15 protein-coding genes are annotated in these 17,688 nt (G+C 50.8%); 5 read left to right on the top strand and 10 right to left on the bottom strand.

The window, feature by feature from the left end; genetic code table 11:
- The first annotated feature begins 287 nt into the window (after positions 1 to 287).
- Complete coding sequence (locus tag JQN73_RS05415) at positions 288 to 824, top strand: YaeQ family protein (protein WP_205322097.1); 537 nt, start codon at positions 288 to 290, stop codon at positions 822 to 824.
- Positions 825 to 1,015: 191 nt separating this feature from the next.
- On the opposite strand, the gene mltB is transcribed toward JQN73_RS05415, so the two are convergent.
- Genes mltB through JQN73_RS05395 form a run of 4 tightly spaced genes read right to left on the bottom strand, consistent with a single transcriptional unit; the run spans position 1,016 to position 6,432 of the window.
- Positions 1,016 to 2,242, bottom strand: a complete 1,227-nt coding sequence (gene mltB, locus JQN73_RS05410; protein WP_240162442.1) for a lytic murein transglycosylase B — start codon at positions 2,240 to 2,242, stop codon at positions 1,016 to 1,018.
- Positions 2,243 to 2,247: 5 nt separating this feature from the next.
- Entirely contained in the window at positions 2,248 to 4,437 is a 2,190-nt protein-coding gene (locus JQN73_RS05405) for a DUF3488 and transglutaminase-like domain-containing protein (protein ID WP_205322096.1), read from the bottom strand.
- Positions 4,434 to 5,492 (bottom strand): DUF58 domain-containing protein, encoded by a 1,059-nt coding sequence (locus JQN73_RS05400; protein WP_240162441.1) that lies wholly within the window; start codon positions 5,490 to 5,492, stop codon positions 4,434 to 4,436. Before JQN73_RS05400 ends, JQN73_RS05405 begins: the two co-directional genes overlap by 4 nt.
- A gap of 13 nt (positions 5,493 to 5,505) precedes the next feature.
- Entirely contained in the window at positions 5,506 to 6,432 is a 927-nt protein-coding gene (locus JQN73_RS05395) for a MoxR family ATPase (RefSeq protein WP_205322095.1), read from the bottom strand.
- 294 nt (positions 6,433 to 6,726) lie between these two features.
- On the opposite strand from JQN73_RS05395, the gene JQN73_RS05390 reads away from it, so the two are divergent.
- Both JQN73_RS05390 and ylqF read left to right on the top strand, forming a co-directional pair.
- Complete coding sequence (locus JQN73_RS05390; RefSeq protein ID WP_205322094.1) at positions 6,727 to 7,680, top strand: histone deacetylase family protein; 954 nt, start codon at positions 6,727 to 6,729, stop codon at positions 7,678 to 7,680.
- A gap of 194 nt (positions 7,681 to 7,874) precedes the next feature.
- Positions 7,875 to 8,840: a ribosome biogenesis GTPase YlqF gene (ylqF, locus tag JQN73_RS05385; RefSeq protein WP_205322093.1), complete on the top strand. Its 966-nt coding sequence runs from the start codon at positions 7,875 to 7,877 to the stop codon at positions 8,838 to 8,840.
- A 122-nt stretch (positions 8,841 to 8,962) separates the two neighbouring features.
- Here the strand turns inward: ylqF and JQN73_RS05380 are convergent, their stop codons facing one another.
- A complete protein-coding gene (locus JQN73_RS05380; RefSeq protein WP_205322092.1) occupies positions 8,963 to 9,718 on the bottom strand; it encodes a TetR/AcrR family transcriptional regulator in 756 nt (251 codons plus the stop codon).
- 101 nt (positions 9,719 to 9,819) lie between these two features.
- Here JQN73_RS05380 and JQN73_RS05375 point away from each other — a divergent pair, with 101 nt between their 5' ends.
- Positions 9,820 to 11,388 carry a 4-hydroxyphenylacetate 3-hydroxylase family protein gene (locus tag JQN73_RS05375; RefSeq protein ID WP_205322091.1) on the top strand — a complete coding sequence of 523 codons (1,569 nt, stop codon included), beginning with the start codon at positions 9,820 to 9,822 and terminating at the stop codon, positions 11,386 to 11,388.
- A gap of 91 nt (positions 11,389 to 11,479) precedes the next feature.
- Here the strand turns inward: JQN73_RS05375 and JQN73_RS05370 are convergent, their stop codons facing one another.
- The 5 genes from JQN73_RS05370 to JQN73_RS05350 form a co-directional block, all read right to left on the bottom strand.
- The gene (locus JQN73_RS05370) at positions 11,480 to 12,280 is read right to left on the bottom strand and encodes a MetQ/NlpA family ABC transporter substrate-binding protein (protein WP_205322090.1); all 801 of its coding nucleotides are present in this window, start codon (positions 12,278 to 12,280) and stop codon (positions 11,480 to 11,482) included.
- Between the two features lie 103 nt (positions 12,281 to 12,383).
- A complete protein-coding gene (locus JQN73_RS05365; RefSeq protein ID WP_205322089.1) occupies positions 12,384 to 13,037 on the bottom strand; it encodes a methionine ABC transporter permease in 654 nt (217 codons plus the stop codon).
- Positions 13,027 to 14,076 (bottom strand): methionine ABC transporter ATP-binding protein, encoded by a 1,050-nt coding sequence (locus tag JQN73_RS05360; RefSeq protein WP_205322088.1) that lies wholly within the window; start codon positions 14,074 to 14,076, stop codon positions 13,027 to 13,029. Before JQN73_RS05360 ends, JQN73_RS05365 begins: the two co-directional genes overlap by 11 nt.
- Positions 14,077 to 14,497: 421 nt before the next feature.
- Positions 14,498 to 16,150: a chaperonin GroEL gene (groL, locus tag JQN73_RS05355; RefSeq protein WP_205322087.1), complete on the bottom strand. Its 1,653-nt coding sequence runs from the start codon at positions 16,148 to 16,150 to the stop codon at positions 14,498 to 14,500.
- A 104-nt stretch (positions 16,151 to 16,254) separates the two neighbouring features.
- A complete protein-coding gene (locus tag JQN73_RS05350; RefSeq protein ID WP_205322086.1) occupies positions 16,255 to 16,548 on the bottom strand; it encodes a co-chaperone GroES in 294 nt (97 codons plus the stop codon).
- A gap of 486 nt (positions 16,549 to 17,034) precedes the next feature.
- On the opposite strand from JQN73_RS05350, the gene JQN73_RS05345 reads away from it, so the two are divergent.
- Positions 17,035 to 17,685: a DUF1345 domain-containing protein gene (locus tag JQN73_RS05345; protein ID WP_205322085.1), complete on the top strand. Its 651-nt coding sequence runs from the start codon at positions 17,035 to 17,037 to the stop codon at positions 17,683 to 17,685.
- Positions 17,686 to 17,688 lie beyond the last annotated feature (3 nt).

The following is a 17,688-nucleotide window of genomic DNA, read 5'->3' as shown; positions in this document are numbered from 1 at the left end:
AGATAGCGAAGCCAGATCCTTGAGTTGAGAGCGGCGTGCTCTCGTTTGTATAGAAGTGGACGTTTGGGGCCTGAATGAGTCGGATATCGGCAAAAAAACGCGTAAAGAGCCAAATAAGAGAGAAAATAAAAGAGAAGCGGCCAAAAGTGCATCATTTGTCGTCCGCAAAAAAACAAAACGGGTTATTCTTCCGCTCGCAAGCCGACTACCGCGCAATCTAATGTGCGAAGGTTGGCTAGAGCGTCGTTATGTCGATTTACGCAGATACTCCTCAATAAAGCTCAGTCATGGCCCTTAAAGCAACTATTTTCAAAGTCGATCTGCAACTTGCAGACATGGATCGACAGTATTATCAGGAGCACGCACTTACTATCGCCCGCCATCCGTCAGAAACAGATGAGCGAATGATGGTCCGCGTGCTGGCCTTTGCACGTCACGCCTCGGAAGCATTGGTTTTTAGTAAAGGATTGTGGGATGTCGACGAGCCAGATTTATGGGAAAAGGATCTCACCGGCGCAATTAATCTGTGGGTTGAGGTCGGACAGCCGGATGAAAAACGTATTCTGAAAGCATGCGGACGTGCGACTCAGGTCGTCGTCTACTGCTATAGCAGTACCAGCCATATCTGGTGGGCTCAAGTAAGCAATAAGGTTGCGCGTGCACGCAATCTGACTGTCATCAACCTGCCCGCGAGTACCAGTCTGGCGTTGAGTAAGCAGGCGCAGCGCAATATGCAATTGCAATGCTCCATACAGGATGGCCAAATTTGGATGACAGCAGATGGCGAAAGCGTTCAGGTCGATTTGACCACGCTTCAAGGGTAGCGATATCTGCGCAAATTGCCGTTAATGCTATTTGGCAAAGCTGGCCGGTTAGGGCCCTCGGCAGGGTTGACTTTCGATCCAGGCCCATCGTTGGATGCACAATCTGGTATGGGATTAATGGACAGCGCAAAATAGCGCTATAGCGTCGGTAACTAAACAACGCTATAGCAGAATTGCGCTATGGCGTTGGGCTATTGCGAACGAGCCGCCCGTACAGCGCGTCCCAAATCAATCACCGACATCGCATAAAAAAAGCTGCGATTATATTTGGTAATCGCAAAGAAATTATCTGTGCCAAGCCAATGTTCGGTGGGTGCCGTGCCATTTTGAAGATCAACCAGACCGAATAGCATATTGCTGTTTCCAGCCAACGCGGCTGTTGAAACCACGCCCGCTGCGGTTAAATCATCCAACGAAAATTTCGCTTCGAGACCTTGGCCGATAAACGCCTGCCACCGGTTTTCGCTGCTGGTGTCGGTTGATACGGTTGCGGGGAAAACGATAGGCTCGCCAGTTTTCCATCCGTGGACCTGCAGATAATGCGCGACGCTACCAATTGCGTCTATAGGGGAATTGCGCAGGTCAATCTTGCCACTTCCATCAAAATCGACGCCATATTGTCGAATACTGCTCGGCATGAACTGGGGCCAGCCTATGGCGCCCGCGTAAGAGCCCAGCAATGAGAAGGGATCAATATTTGACTCACGTGCAAAGAGAAGCGTGCTTTCCAGTTCTTTGCGGAAAAATGCCATTCGTGCTTCACGGGTTGGCGTATCCGGATAATCAAAGGCCAATGTGGTAATTGCGTCCATCACCCGAAAATTGCCTGTATTACGACCATAGACGGTTTCAACACCAATGATCCCAACAATGATTTCGGCCGGCACGCCGTACTGTGCTTCGGCGCGAGCGAGTGCATCGCTGTAAGCATTCCAGAATTTGACGCCCGCTTTAATGCGAATTGGCTCGACGAAACGTGCGCGATAAGCTGCCCAGTTTTTTGGCTTTCCCGGAGGACCGGGTTTCATCAACTGAATCGCGCTATCAACCAGACGTGTTTTTTTGAACACGGCCTCCAGTTCTGCGCGCGTGAACCCATTGGTCGCCACCATCTGATCAATAAAAGCAGAGACGGTTTTCCATTGTCCAAAATTAGTAAATTCGTTATCGTCACCGGTGGCGGGAGCAATGCCTGAATCGACCAATCTTGGTGGCGGTGTGGATGCGGCGCTGCCGTTCAACGGATTGCCCTGCGGCGGCGGGTTAGCAGGCCCTCCGGATTGGTTCGGATTCGGCGGCGCGCTTATTGGCGGATTTACAGCGCATGCGGCAATCAGCATTGCGGCAGAGAGCGTCGCATAAAGTCGAACGCGTTGAAATGAAAGAGCGGGCAACGTGGCACGATTAGTAAGTTTCATCGAGATTAGGATAGCAAAGGTTTGAGTTTATTAAATTGCGCTTTTAATGATGCCAGCGTGACCTTGTCGGTTCCATGGTTGGTGCCATAGCGCAATGTCTCGTAAGCCTTGAGAAAAAGTGCTGCGGCACTTTTGGCTTTGGGCGTCAGTGGCGAAGCTTCACCACACAAACGTTCACGGTACGCGCCTGGACCTTCATGAGGTTGTCTGGTCATGCCGTGCTTCACCATTCGGTTGCAGAATCCCGAGTATACCTTATCAAGCGGGTCAATCTTATTACGGACAAATAACAAAGGTAGTGCAACAACGGCCATAGCAAACGTGCCAAATCCGACCAGTAATCCAACCAGCGCGCGCCAGTCCAGTTGTTGGATACCAAAATATTGGAGCAAGCTTTTTTGCTTGTCAGGCGTGTAATTCAGCACCCATTGATTCCAGTTATTGCTGAGCGCTTCCCAGTTTTCACGGACAATATGCAACTTGTTCAACCAGCTGTCAGGTGACGAACCAATATTAATTAGTCCACCCAGAAAACTGCGTGGTAAAAATTGATTCAAGGATTGTTGAATCCGTTCAGGAGCGACTGCGGCCGTGGGGTCAACCCGTACCCATCCGCGTCCCTCGAGCCACACCTCGGCCCAGGCATGTGCATCTGATTGACGCACCGTCATAAAGCCGTCTACCGGATTTATTTCGCCGCCCTGATAGCCGGTGACCACGCGGGCGGGTATGTTTGCCGCGCGCATTAGCACCACAAAGGCGCTTGAATAATGCTCGCAGAATCCAGCGCGCGTGGCGAAGAGGAATTCGTCCACGCCATCATGGCCCAGAAGCGGTGGCTCCAAAGTGTAAGAAAAATTTTCATGGTGAAAAAAATCGAGAACAGCCTTGACGACCTCGGCGTCGCTACTTGCTTTGGCGCGCAGGGTGTGGGCAAAAGCGATTGTGCGAGGATTAAATCCTGGTGGTAGCGCAACGGACTGACGCAGCGCAGCGGCCTCATCCGGGGCGCCTTCTGAAGGGGGGCCTTGGCTATAAATAGCCGAGGACACGTCGTAGCGGGTGCGCTCAGTGATAGGCCGATCCGCAAGAAGTTCGCGGTCGTAATTAATATGGCTACGCAGGGGTGGGCTACTTTCCGAAGTGGCTGGAAATTGCGGTGTTTCCAGGGCAAACAGCCAACGCTGACCGCTCGCCTCCATGGTGACTTGCTGGCGAATGGTCTGGGGACTTGTTTTGCCGACTGATGATGCATCCGGAGAGACAATCGGGAGCGTCGATGCCGTTCTCCGCGTCCAGGTACGCCCATCAAACCGGGTCAACACCGCACCACGCCAGTAGCGTTGGGCGGGCGCTGGTGCGGGATCAATAAATTTGACGCGATAAGCAATGTCATCGGACATCGCCAGCTGGGAAATAGTGCCGGGCGCCATGCTGTCAGACATGCCAGTGCGGCCGCCAAAGGCGTCGCCAGGCATACCCCAAAGCGGTCCTTGAATCCGTGGAAATAACAAGAACAATACCAGCGTGAGCGGCACGGCAAGTACCAGAATGAAAGCACCCATCCGAAGACGTTTTCGAAGATGGGGCACGGCACCGGTAAATTGAAAAGATAATTGTGCGGTTAAGAGCACGATTATTGTGGCTATCACCAGTAGGGCGGTGACGATGGATTGAGAATAGAAAAACGTCGTGAGTACGAGAAAGAAGCTTAGAAAAAGAACGACAAAAACGTCCCGGCGAGCGCGCATTTCCAATAACTTAAAGGTGAGTAATAAAACCAACATGCTGACGCCGGCATCGCGCCCGAACAGCGTATGTTCGCCGGCATACACACCCAGCATCGTCAACAGTGCCAAAGGCAATAACAGGCCGAGCGGTGGCAGGCGATTGCCGCGCCAGGTGATTGCAATACGCCACATTAGCACCAGTGAACAGGTGAGCGAAGTCCATATCGGCAGATGCGCGACATGCGGTAGTAATACCATTGCGCAAGCCACTATTAATAGCAGCGTGTCGCTTTTGTCGCGGGCTAACGTGTTGAAATGATTGCTGAGCCACAGAGTGCCAGGCTTGACGTCTGTTGTCGCTTGCAGGGGCGCGGAATCAGATCCGGAAATGAAGGGGCGGCTTGCCGGCGGTTGGGCTTCGGAGTCTTCTGATTCGGCGACGTCATTGTGCGGAGACTTATTCATATAGTCCCCTCGTACAGCGCCAGGGCCTGAAGACATGCTTGCTGATGACCCGCGCCGATAGCTGCAGCGTAATCGATATCGCCAATCCGGAAAGCGTACGGCAACCCGGACATTTCCGCTTCCAATATCCAGCGCGTCATGCGCGACAACTTCGCTTCGACATCCAGCGCATGAGGCAGGGCAGCATAGTCGAGGGTGAGGTCGCTGGCAGCGCCATCGTTAAAATATTTGGTGATTAAGTTAGCGTCCACATCGGAACTTAATTTTGCAATTTGGCGCCATGCGAGATGTTTGAGAGGATCACCAGGCTGATACGGACGCACACCGGCAAAATCCTCGTGGCCGGCCTGCGGGCTACCGCCATTGCCTTCATGTGCGGTTGTCGGTAGCGGCGGCGTCGATGCCGCATCTTCTGGCTGCGGATAGACTATTACGGTTCCGTCCGGCTGCCAATAACACCACGATCGCAAAAGGCCTAGAGGAAAGCGTGTTTGCAGGCGCACCCTGGGCGCAGCCAGCCTCCCGCGGTGGGGGGTAGCGGTAGTCACTATTACGGCGCAAGTGGCAAGCGCGGGGACATCTACCGGCTGATCCAGTTCAGGTAGGTTCTTACCAATAAACCCTAGCCATACTGCATACCGCGCATGTTTGCGGCGATTGATCAGGCGCAGCGCAAAATGGGCCTCCTGACCTGAGAAAACTGCAGCGTTATGATCTGACGCCAAATACAAAAACGCAAGGTTACGAAAAGTCAGATGCATATCGATCACTGCACATGCGCCGAGTACAAAAGTCAGCGCAAAACCAAGGCTGAGATTGTAGTTAATCGACCCAATAAATAGCAAAACCAAAATCCCGAAAAAAGCGCAACCGGCACGAGTCGGTAAGATATAAACGCGGCGCTGATCAAGATAAACTTCTCCGGTTTCGGCCTGCCCTTCACGTGGCTTGAACGGAAAACGGAACGAGAGCGTGAGTCGAAACGGCATTCTGCGTTTTGTCCGGCGCTCCAGTTTCCGGGCTGCCTTAGCGGATCGCGTGGTCGGCATAGTCATGACCCGCTCGTATTTAAACTGGCACGGATTTTAATAACTGCAATACCAGATCGCGGCTTCCCATCGCGGTCCCGGCACCATTGCGCGATTTCAGCGGGCGCAATCGGTGCGCAGTCACAGGAGCCAACACCGCCTGTACATCTTCCGGCAGGACATGATTTCGTCCTTCCATAGCGGCCCACGCCTTGGCTGCCTGAACTAATGCAATCGCTGCGCGCGGACTCATTCCCTCGACAAAAAAAGCCTCCTGGCGGGATGCGTGCGCCAATGCCTGGACATAATCGATCAGGGCCGGAGAGGTATGGATATCCCGTAAACTTTGCCGTGCGGCAATCAGCTCCTCGGGTTCCATTACTTTCTGCAAAGACTTAAGCAAGGTGCGACGATCTTCTCCCATTAACAGCGCACGTTCCGCGACTGCGTCTGGATAACCCAGTGACAGGCACATCAGAAATCGATCAAGTTGGGATTCTGGCAGTGCGAACGTGCCGATCTGGTGCGAGGGGTTTTGCGTGGCGATCACAAAAAATGGCTCAGGCAGGTCGCGCGTGCGGCCTTCCGCGGTCACTTGTCGCTCTTCCATTGCTTCTAATAAGGCCGATTGGGTTTTTGGCGTTGCGCGATTAATCTCGTCGGCCAGAAGTACTTGGGTAAAAACCGGGCCGGGATGGAACAGGAAATTATTCTTTTCGCGATCAAACACTGAAATACCCACGATATCAGCGGGCAGTAAGTCGCTGGTAAATTGGAGTCGGTTAAAACGCAATCCAAGCGAGATCGCCAACGCATGGGCTAACGTCGTTTTGCCGACACCGGGGACATCCTCAATCAAAAGGTGTCCACCAGCCAGCAGGCAGACGAGTGCCTGGCGAATCTGCATTTCCTTACCGACGACAATTTGATTTACCTGTTTTGCGACTGTATGGAGTTTTGCGAACATGGAACCTTCGGTGTAGTGCAAAGGGGGTGGGATAGCAATTGACCTTTAATCTCGTTTAAGAGTAGCGCGATTCATGCATCAAGTGGGGCAGCGACAACAAATAGAGAATTATCTGGTTGTAAATTAATCAATTATTCGGTTCGTCAAATATTCCTTTTTTTGGGTACACTGTATGCAGAGACAAACAGACAAACAGACAAACAGACAAACAGACAAACAGACAAAATCAGCAAAAGCAGAACTCGGTTCATACATTAGATTTTAAGCTAGCAAATCGATAACTAGAAAAATAAAATGACAACAGCTTTTTATACCCATCCCGATTGCAAACTGCATGAAATGGGTGCATGGCATCCCGAATCTCCAGAACGGCTCCAAGCGATCGAAGATCAGTTGATATCGAGTCGGATTTCACAGTGGCTGGATTATCCCGACGTTCCGGATCTCGACGAAGCTAATCTGGTCGCGGCTATTTCACGGGTGCACAGCCCGGAGGCAATTGACTTGGTGCGCTCCAATGCATTGAACCTGGGTAAAAGCGGGGTCGCGCACTATCCGCTAGATGCAGATACCTTTCTGAATAAATATAGTTGGCAAGCGGCATTACAGGCGGTGAACGTTGCGATCGCGGCGACCGATGCTGTCATCGCTGGCGAAATCGACAACGCTTTTTGTTCGGTGCGGCCACCGGGGCATCACGCTACCAATGCCGCCCCGATGGGGTTTTGCTTGTTCAATAATGTGGCGATTGCCGCCCACCATGCGCTCGCGGTGCATGGAATCGAGCGCGTTGCAATTATCGATTTTGATGTGCATCATGGCAACGGCACCGAGCAGGCCTTCCTGGAAGACCCGCGTGCGTTGATGGTGAGCTTCTTTCAACATCCGTTTTATCCTTTTAGTGGGACTGAAGCCGCGCCCGCGCATATCATCAACGTGCCGGTGCCGGCATACTCAGGTGGCGATGTAGTACGTCAGCTGGTCACTGAAAAATGGCTGCCCGCGCTCCACGCGCATCGGCCTCAGGTAATTTTTATTTCAGCCGGATTTGATGCCCACCGTGAAGACGACATGGGACAAATGTCGCTGGTCGAGGCCGATTATGCATGGATGACGCAACAAATAAGCGAAGTGGCAAAACAATATGCCCAAGGGCGAATCGTCAGCTGTCTGGAAGGTGGCTATCATTTGTCGGCCTTAGGGCGTAGTGTTGTTGCGCATCTGAAAGTATTGGCCGAGCTGGAATAAATTCCGGATTCGGCAGTTTATTGCTGCGCTTTATCCGAATCGTGCATAACCATTGACTTTCGTTGTTCCGACCAGGTCCGTGCCTGTCGAATGCAGGATAATCGACGAAAACCGTTGTTTGTGGCACAAGTTCGTGAGGATTCTGCAGGGAAGTCCGTACAATAGCGGTTTATTTTCGTCAGACAAGAAAACGCATGTCCATACAATGGTTCCCCGGCCACATGAACGCTGCCCGCAAAAAGGCGGCGGAAGCCATGGAAAAGGTCGATATGATCATCGAAGTGCTGGATGCCCGTATCCCACAGGCAAGCTGCAATCCGATGATCGAGCAACTGCGACTGTTTCGTCAGCGTCCTTGTCTCAAAATTCTGAATAAAAGTGATTTGGCAGATCCGGTTGCAACGCAGACTTGGATCAATCATTACAACAGTCAAAAAGATGTGAATGCGGTCGCGCTAAGCTGCAAGAAGCCATCCGACGTTCTTAAAGTACCGGGTTTGGCCTTGGCGCTGGCACCGCATCGTGGCACCCCACTCAAACCGTTACGCATGATGATCATGGGTATTCCGAATGTCGGAAAATCGACATTGATGAATGCATTATTGAAGAAGCGCGTTGCCGCAGTCGGCGATGAGCCTGCCGTTACTAAAGTACAGCAGCGTTTGTACCTCAATAAAAACATGGTCCTGATCGATACACCGGGAATGTTATGGCCCAAGATCGCTTTGCCTAGTGACGGCATGATGCTGGCCGCCAGCCATGCAGTCGGCGTGAATGCCCTGATCGAAGAAGAAGTAGCGACCTATCTCGCCGACGTGCTTTTGCAGCGCTATCCGGAATTGGTTGCGGCACGTTTCGGCATGAAAATCACTGAAACCACCGATGGCGTGGATGTGATTGAAGGCGTGGCTATTCGTCGTGGTTATCGCCTCAAAGGCGGCGGTTACGATATTGAAAAGGCAGCCAACACGCTGTTGCAGGATTTCCGTACCGGCGCACTTGGGCGGATTTCTCTGGAAACGCCATTGAGTCGCGCAGACAGTCTTGCACAGCACGCCCAAGAACTTCTGGAAAAGCAGCAAGCCAAAGATGACATTATCGCCGCGGCAGAAGCTGAAGAGCGCTTTTATAATCCGCCACGGGATGGGGCTGATAGCTGAACTTACCAGGATTTGAACCACTAGGGTGATCCAAATGCAAAAAAAAAGCGGATATTAAAGGTATGCCGCTTTTTTTTTGATAAAAATTTCCAATGCATTTTCAGCTAGGTTAAATGGCAGCCTTATTGCTCCGCGCGCTTAATCAATCCTTCCACATACATCGCAAATAATTCGCGACCATCCTGACCGAACATGCGAATGCGTCCGGTATGCGTCAAAAGCAATAAACCGACACAGTGACCGAACAGGGCGGTGGTTTCTCTGGCAGCCAATGCGGGCGAACATCCCAATTCCTGAAGGCCAGTTGCAACGCCGCTCAAAGCATCTTGCAGACGCTGATTCAGGTGCTCGTTCAGGGCCGGAGTGAGTCCGAGCGGTTTCATTTCCTGAAAAAAATAGAATCCCAGATCCAGCTCTCTCGGATTTTTTAAGTAAAAATCGTAAAAGGCCATGGCGTCGTGCGATACGCGCTTATCTGCAGGAAGGTGGTATTGATGACCTTCGTGAACCGCTGAATTGAGCTGGTCAAGCGATTGTTGGAGCAGGTCGCCGTAAATTTCCTCTTTGTTTTCGTAATGATTATAAATGGCGCTTGCCGTGTAACCGGCCTCGCTGGCAATGGCGCGCACATTGGCTTTCAACAGGCCATCCTTTTCGAATACCCGTCGCGCAGCCTGCAAAATCATCTGACGCTTTAAATCATTTACAGCACGTAAACGGATTGCACTGGGTTTTTCAATTTTTTCTACGGTGCCAAGCACCAGGTCTGATGCCGCGCTATTCGTAGCGTTACCACTATTGGCACCGTTACCTTCGTTATCAGGCGGCGTAGACTTGGGTGAGATTGCGTCTTTTTTGAGATTTGTTTGCTTGTTCATTCAAGAAGTTTATCACGTGAAAGAGCTTTATGTGAATGCTTGACTTTAAAATGAACAGCGTTCATATTAATGATCAATAATCAAAAAATGAAGGAAATCTCATGTTGATGTCTTCCGCTGAATACCGCGATTCGCTTCGTAGTTACAAGCCCACTGTGTACGTCAATGGTCAAAAGGTCGAGTCTGTTGCTGATGAACCCGCATTTTTGCCAGGTATCAATGCATTGGGTGTTACCTATGACTATGCCTTGGAGGAGAAATACGCGCCTATCATGCTGGCGAAACAACATACCTCGGGCAAGCAAGTTAACCGCATGCTGCACATCAACACTAGCAGCGGAGATTTACTCAATAAACTTGAGGCGGTGCGGCTACTATGTCAGGAGACCGGATGCGCACAACGTTATCTGGCGCATGACGCATTGAACGCGATCTACCAAGTGACGCATCGAATTGATGCTGATAAAGGGACGGCTTACGGCCAGAATTTCCTCAATTATTTACATGAGGTGCAGGACCGTGATCTTTCTCTTGGTATTGCGATGACGGACGCTAAAGGCGACCGCAGCAAGAAGCCGCATGAGCAAGCTAATCCGGACAGTTACGTGCACATCGTCGAACGTAATGCAAAAGGGATCGTGATTTCCGGTACCAAAGCGATCGTAACCGGTGCGCCTTACATGCACGAATTTTTGGTCATGCCCTGTCGAAACATGTCAGAGCAGGACGCTGAGTTCGCGGTCTGTTGTGCTGTCCCCTGCGATGCGCCAGGATTAATGATTGTGGCGCGTCCTGCAGGTCGTCCGGGGGAGAAAGCGGCACTGTTCAGCAACAAGTTTGGACAATCCACCGGAGTCGTGGTTTTCGATAAGGTTTTTGTTCCCTGGGAGCGCGTGTTTTACGCGGGCGAATGGGAGCATTCCGGCTACATGACCTATAACTATGCCACGCACCATCGCCATAGCTGCATCGGCGCTCGGGCCGGGTTTGGCGATTTGTTGATCGGCGCGGGCGCGTTGATGTGTGAGGCAAACGGCTTTGATCCGGGCAAGGAAAATCATCTGCGCGAACAAATGGTGGAGCTGATCAAGATCACAGAAGGCTTTTATGCTTGCGGCGTCGCATCCTCGGTCTACGCCAAGATGGACCCGGGATCGCATAGTTTCGTGCCAGACCCAGTGTTTTCCAATATCGGCAAACTGCTGTTATCGACACAAATTTACGACATGCATCGGATCGCACATTACGTTTCAGGCGGATTGATTGTTGCGTTGCCGGGACCGGATGAAGACCACAATCCAGCAACTGCGGCCTCGCTCGCTGAGGTCTTGCGGGCTAATCCCGACGTTCCATATGAAAAGCGGATACAGACTGCGCGCTTCATTGAGGATTTAACAGCGTCCTACCAGGGCGGCTGGTATTCGGTCATTAGCTTGCACGGGGGAGGATCGCCAGCGGCGATGAAGCAGGAAATTTATCGGAATTACCCTATCGGTAGCAAAGTGGAATTGGTGGAGCGATTGCTTGACCGTGGTTTGGTGGAGGAGCCGGGGAGGGCGATTACTGCAAACAAACAGCCCGGAAAATGTTGCGATACAGGCTGCACTGCACCAGGAGCGGCGGTCATGGTGGACATGCCTATGACGACTAAGAAGTTGCCCGTAGAGTGAGCGTGGACTAACTGAATCCCCTGCCGGTTGGCGTCGTGATGGGGAAGATTACATACACAGCGTAATCTTCCGCAGTACTAAAGCGTGTTGCTTACCAGGATGGAATGACAGAGCTCTTGTATTGCTCAAGAACGTATTGCTTCACTTCAGGGCTATGATAAGCCTTCAGTAATTTGGCGACCCATGGCTTGTTTTTGTCTTCAGTACGTACCGCGATGACGTTAGCATAAGGGCCGCGTGCCGCTTCAATAGCGATACCGTCTTTGGTTGGGCTCAGGCCAGCTTTTTCAGCGAAATTGCCATTGATGGCGGCTGCGTCCAGATCATCCAGCGAACGTGGCAATTGCGCTGCATCGATCTCAACTATTTTTAATTTCTTCGGATTGTCTGCGATATCCAGCGGTGTCGCTTGCAGTCCTGCGCCTGCTTTCAGCTTCAACAGTCCTTGCGCTTGCAGTAGCAACAGTGCGCGGCCACCATTGGTCGGGTCGTTCGGAATACCGATACGTGCGCCAACTTTCAGGTCTTTAGGTGACTTTATTTTTTTCGAATAAAGGCCCATCGGGAACGTGATGGTGTAACCCACATTGGTCAGTTTATATCCGCGGTCTTTGATTTGCGCTTCCAGATACGGCAGATGTTGATAGCTGTTCGCATCGAGATCGCCCGCCGCCAATGCCGCATTAGGCTGCACGTAATCGCTGAATTCGACGATCTGGATATTCAGGCCATCTTTTGCCGCAATCTTTTTAACCAACTCCAAAATCTCCGCATGCGGGCCACCTGTAGCACCGATTTTAATCGGCTTATCTTGCGCCAGAACTGGATTCGATACCATGCTCGCGATGATGCTCAAGCCAGCGAAAAATTGGACTAATTGACGTCGCTTCATTGCTTTCTTTCCTTTTGTAAATGAGCTTGCAGGCTTCCGTTTTTTTGAGAGGCCTGACTAGCATTGAATGTGAATTAAGACAGTACGCGATTTTATTTGCTTTTTATTTGTGACTTAGGCGGCGCACAAGAATGTCACCCAACGTTTGTACTAACTGCACGAACACAATCAAAATTAATACAACCGCCAGCATCACTTCCGGCAAAAAGCGCTGATAGCCGTAGCGAATTCCCAGATCACCAAGACCGCCGCCGCCGATCGCGCCAGCCATGGCAGAGTAACCTACCAAACTAACAAAGGTAATCGTCAGCCCGGCAATGATACCGGCGAATGCTTCCGGGACCAGCACTTTATAGACAATCTGCCAGGTTGATGCGCCCATTGCTTGCGCCGCTTCAATCAAACCGCGATCGACCTCACGAAGCGCCGTTTCAACCAGTCGGGCGACAAAAGGCGCCGATGCAATCGTCAATGGCACGATCGCAGCTGCAGTGCCAATCGAGGTGCCTACAAAAAAGCGCGTAAATGGAATAACCGCGACCAGCAAAATGATGAAAGGAGTTGAACGCACCGCGTTGACGATCAGTCCAGCGATGCGATTAAATGCGAGATTCGGCAGCACGCCATCGCGTCCGGTGAGATGGAGCGCGATGCCCAGCGGAATGCCGAGGATGGCACCGAGAATGCCGGAGATACCCACCATCATCAACGTTTCGCCGAACGACGACAGAAATAGATCGAGCATTTCAGATGACATGATTTAACTCCTCAACGGTGACGCCTTGCGCGCTTAAATAAGCCATGGCTGCCGCAATGTTATCGCTCCCGCCGTTGGCCAAAATTGCCAGCGAACCAAACGCCTGGCCTTGAATTTCATCAATCTGACCGTGCAAGATGCTGAAGTCCAGATCGAATTTGCGTACCACTTCCGATAGCAATGGCTGGTCCACGCTATCGCCGGTAAATGCAAGCCGGAACAAATGATCGGTACCGCCAGTTGCATCGCTGCGCGCTAATCGTGCACGTAATCGTTGAAGTACGCCAGCAGGCAAATCCTGGGCAATGACATCACCGATCATGGCCCGCGTTACAGGATGTTTCGGAGCGCGAAAGATGTCGATGACTTGACCATGCTCAATGACTTCACCCGCTTCCATGACCGCCATCCGGTCGCAAATCATTTTTATGACTTCCATCTGGTGCGTAATCAGCACAATCGTCAGACCCAGTTCTTGATTGATCTTGCGAAGTAGTTCCAGAATCGAGCGAGTGGTTTCCGGATCGAGCGCCGATGTGGCCTCGTCCGACAGCAACACTTTCGGCGCATTAGCGAGTGCGCGTGCAATGCCAACGCGCTGCTTCTGACCGCCGCTAATCTGTGCCGGATAACGATCCTTCAACGCCGTCAGGCCGACCAGTTCAAGCAATGGCGTTACTTTTTTGCTGATTTCTGCTTTCGATAAACCGGCCAGTTCCAGCGGTAGCGCGATGTTGTCATAAACGGAACGAGACGACAGCAAATTAAAATGCTGAAATATCATCCCGATTTCACGTCGAGCAGCGCGAAGCTCGCCGGCGTCCAACGCCGTCAAGTCCTTGCCATCAACAATAATTTTGCCAGAAGTAGGGCGATTTAGAAGGTTGAGCGTACGCACCAGAGTACTTTTCCCCGCACCGCTACGACCGATAATCCCAAAAATCTCCCCTTTATTAATCGTTAAATCGACATTGCGCACCGCATCCACAGGACCGTTGCTGCCCTCGAATCTCTGGGTAACTGCTTGAATTTTTATCATTTCAGAATAAAAAAAGGCAGCTGACTGCCCCAACTTCGACAATCCGCCGCCAATATAATTTTTGTGTAAGTCCTTATTTTATAAGGATTTTGTCTTGATGGAAAGTATCTTTTAGGTATGCTGTTATTACTTAGGCGTATAACAATTCTGATGTAACCAGAAACGACGACAACCCTGCAAGGCGAGCGTAGCAAGACGCCCAAACGCAAAAAAGCCCGCAAAAAACGCGGGCTTTCTATCCGAAGCAACCAGTCATCCCCAAAATTACAAAGAAGATGACCCAGCCACTCTGTGTGATCGCTGAGAACCGTAGCGAGCGGCGTAAGGTTGTAGTCGAGAAACGCAGCCGTACGCAAGTACGGCGAGTATCGCAGACTACAAGATTACGTCGCGCAGTAGGTTATCAACGATCAATCTCACATTACATCATGCCGTCCATGCCACCCATGCCGCCCATACCACCCATACCGCCTGGCATACCGCCACCAGATTTGTCATCTGGTAATTCAGCGATCATTGCATCGGTAGTCAGGATCAGGCCAGCAACTGAAGCAGCGTTTTGCAATGCTGAACGTGTCACTTTAGCTGGGTCAAGAACACCCAACTCAACCAAGTCACCGTAGGTACCGTTAGCAGCGTTGTAACCGTAGTTACCTGTACCGGCCAGAACTGCATTGATGACAACCGAAGGCTCGTCGCCTGCGTTAAATACGATCTGACGCAATGGCTCTTCAACCGCGCGCAGCACGATTTTGATACCAGCATCTTGATCGGCGTTGTCGCCTTTCAGGTTTTTAACGTTAGCACGTGCGCGCAGGAAAGCCACGCCGCCGCCAGGAACAACGCCTTCTTCGACTGCAGCGCGAGTAGCGTGCAATGCATCTTCAACGCGTGCTTTCTTTTCTTTCATTTCGACTTCAGTAGCTGCGCCGACTTTAATCAGTGCAACACCGCCAGCCAACTTGGCAACGCGCTCTTGCAACTTCTCACGGTCGTAGTCAGAGCTTGCTTCTTCGATTTGAGCGCGGATTTGTTTAACGCGTCCTTCGATCGAGATTGCTTCGCCAGCGCCATCGATAATGATAGTGTTTTCTTTGCTGATTTCGATACGTGCAGCTTGGCCTAATTCTGCCAATGTTACTTTTTCCAATGTCAGGCCGACTTCTTCTGCAATCACTTGACCACCGGTCAGGATAGCGATGTCTTCCAGCATTGCTTTACGACGATCGCCGAAGCCTGGTGCTTTAACAGCAGCAGTTTTCAGGATGCCGCGGATGTTGTTGACGACCAGAGTTGCCAGTGCTTCGCCTTCGACGTCTTCTGCAATAATCAGCAGCGGACGGCCCGACTTAGCGACTTGTTCCAATACCGGAAGAAGGTCACGGATGTTGGAGATTTTTTTGTCGAACAACAGAACGTAAGGCTGTTCCAGAGCAACAACTTGTTTTTCCTGGTTGTTGATGAAATACGGTGACAAGTAGCCACGGTCGAATTGCATACCTTCGACGATGTCTAGTTCGTTTTCCAGTGATTTGCCATCTTCAACAGTGATAACGCCTTCTTTACCGACTTTGTCCATTGCCTTGGCAATGATTTCACCGATATCGGTGTCGGAGTTAGCGGAGATCGAACCGACTTGTGCGATTTCTTTGCTAGTAGTCGTTGGCTTAGCCAATGCTTTGATTTCAGCAACGATGGCGACAACAGCTTTGTCGATACCGCGCTTCAGGTCAGTTGGGTTGAAACCGGCTGCAACATATTTGAAACCTTCGCGCACGATTGCTTGTGCCAACACGGTTGCGGTAGTAGTACCGTCACCAGCGTTGTCTGAAGTCTTGGAAGCAACTTCTTTAACCAGTTGCGCGCCCATGTTTTCCAGCTTGTCTTTCAGTTCGATTTCTTTAGCAACTGAAACACCATCTTTAGTAACGGTAGGAGCACCGAAGCTACGCTCCAGAACCACGTTACGGCCTTTAGGGCCCAGAGTTACTTTTACTGCGTTAGCTAGGATATTGACGCCATTAACGATCTTGGCACGTGCATCATCACCGAAAATTACTTGCTTTGCTGCCATGTTGATTCTCCTGAATACGGTTGAATGTAGAGCATAGAGACCGAAGCGTGCTTGCGCGCCTTAGAGCCTTGTGGCGGCATGCTCCGATCAATCTGAACAATGAATTACTTACCTTCGACGACAGCGAAAATGTCTTCTTCGCGCAAAATCAGTAGTTCCTGGCCATCGACCTTAACAACCTGACCTGCATATTTGCCGAACAAAACGCGCTCACCAACTTTAACTGCCATTGGGCGAACTTTGCCGTCTTCCAGAATTTTGCCGTTACCAATAGCCAACACTTCACCTTGATCTGGCTTTTCAGCTGCTGCCTCTGGCAGAACGATACCGGATGCAGTTTTTGTTTCAATATCTAGACGCTTAACGACGAGGCGGTCATGCAAAGGACGAAGATTCATGTGTAACTCCTTCAAATTCAACAAGTTATAATTTTTGCAGCAACATCGCAGCAACGGAACTGCACCGATTAGTTTGGCTTTTTACGATGTGCCGCACAGAAAAAGTGACTAGGTCAGGGAGATTGTTAGCACTCTCACCTAACGAGTGCTAAGTATAGGGGCGGTTAGTTGATTTTTCAAGAGTGATTGTCTCTTAGTCTTTTTTTATTACTGTAGCTCCCTACCTCCCAGACGAAACTTAAGTAGATTGCTAACAAGTCATTTAGTTATTTCAGGAAAATTTTCAGGTGTATCTCAGGGCTATTTTTTATTTTTTAAACTGGGGTGTTCTACCTTAGTGAAAACCAAGTTGCTTTTTATCACCTATTTACTGTCGCCATATCTTAATGGCAACTTGTCCAAATTGGGAGGATAACGCTATGATGTTCGGGCGTGAATGTCGGGATGTCACCCAAATCAGCAGCATCCATTTTAGGATTTAGAAGAATGCGTATTCGTAACCTCGTTTTTCACACACATCCGCGGCTGGTCCTCGCCGTCATTTTCGGAGCCATCATATGGGCGTTGTTGCCGAACGGTTCGATGATAACGCGCGTATTGATTAGCTGGAACGGAGGAGTGTGGGGCTATCTGTTGGCTGTGTGGTGGATGATGGCGAAAGCGGGTTCTTTGCAAGTAAAAGAACGCGCTGCGATAGAGGACGAAAATGACACCATGATATTGGTGCTCATTTGTATTGCCGCGATAGCCAGCATCGCTGCGGTCGTCTTCGGTTTGTCGCAAGCCAAAGACTTTCTGCCGGGGCCGAAAGAAATTCGCTATCTATTTACCGGCCTGACCGTGCTGGGATCGTGGTTTCTGGTCGGCACCATGTTCACATTACATTACGCGCGTCTCTACTATAGCCCCGGTATTGGCGCTGCGCCGTTGCGCTTTCCGGAAGGCGAAGAAAACCCCGATTATTGGGATTTTCTGTATTTTTCGTTCACGCTGGCAGTCGCGGTACAAACCTCGGACGTTAGTGTGATGACCCGTTCAATGCGCAAAACAGTGCTGGTGCAGTCAGTCTTAACGTTTTTATTTAACTCGGCAATTCTGGGTTTATCCATCAATATCGCGGCGGGTTTGATATCGTAACTT

This window comes from Glaciimonas sp. PAMC28666 (assembly GCF_016917355.1).
GTDB lineage: Bacteria > Pseudomonadota > Gammaproteobacteria > Burkholderiales > Burkholderiaceae_D > Glaciimonas.
The sequence above is the reverse complement of the archived record's forward strand: the minus strand, read 5'-3'. Positions and strand labels throughout refer to the sequence as shown.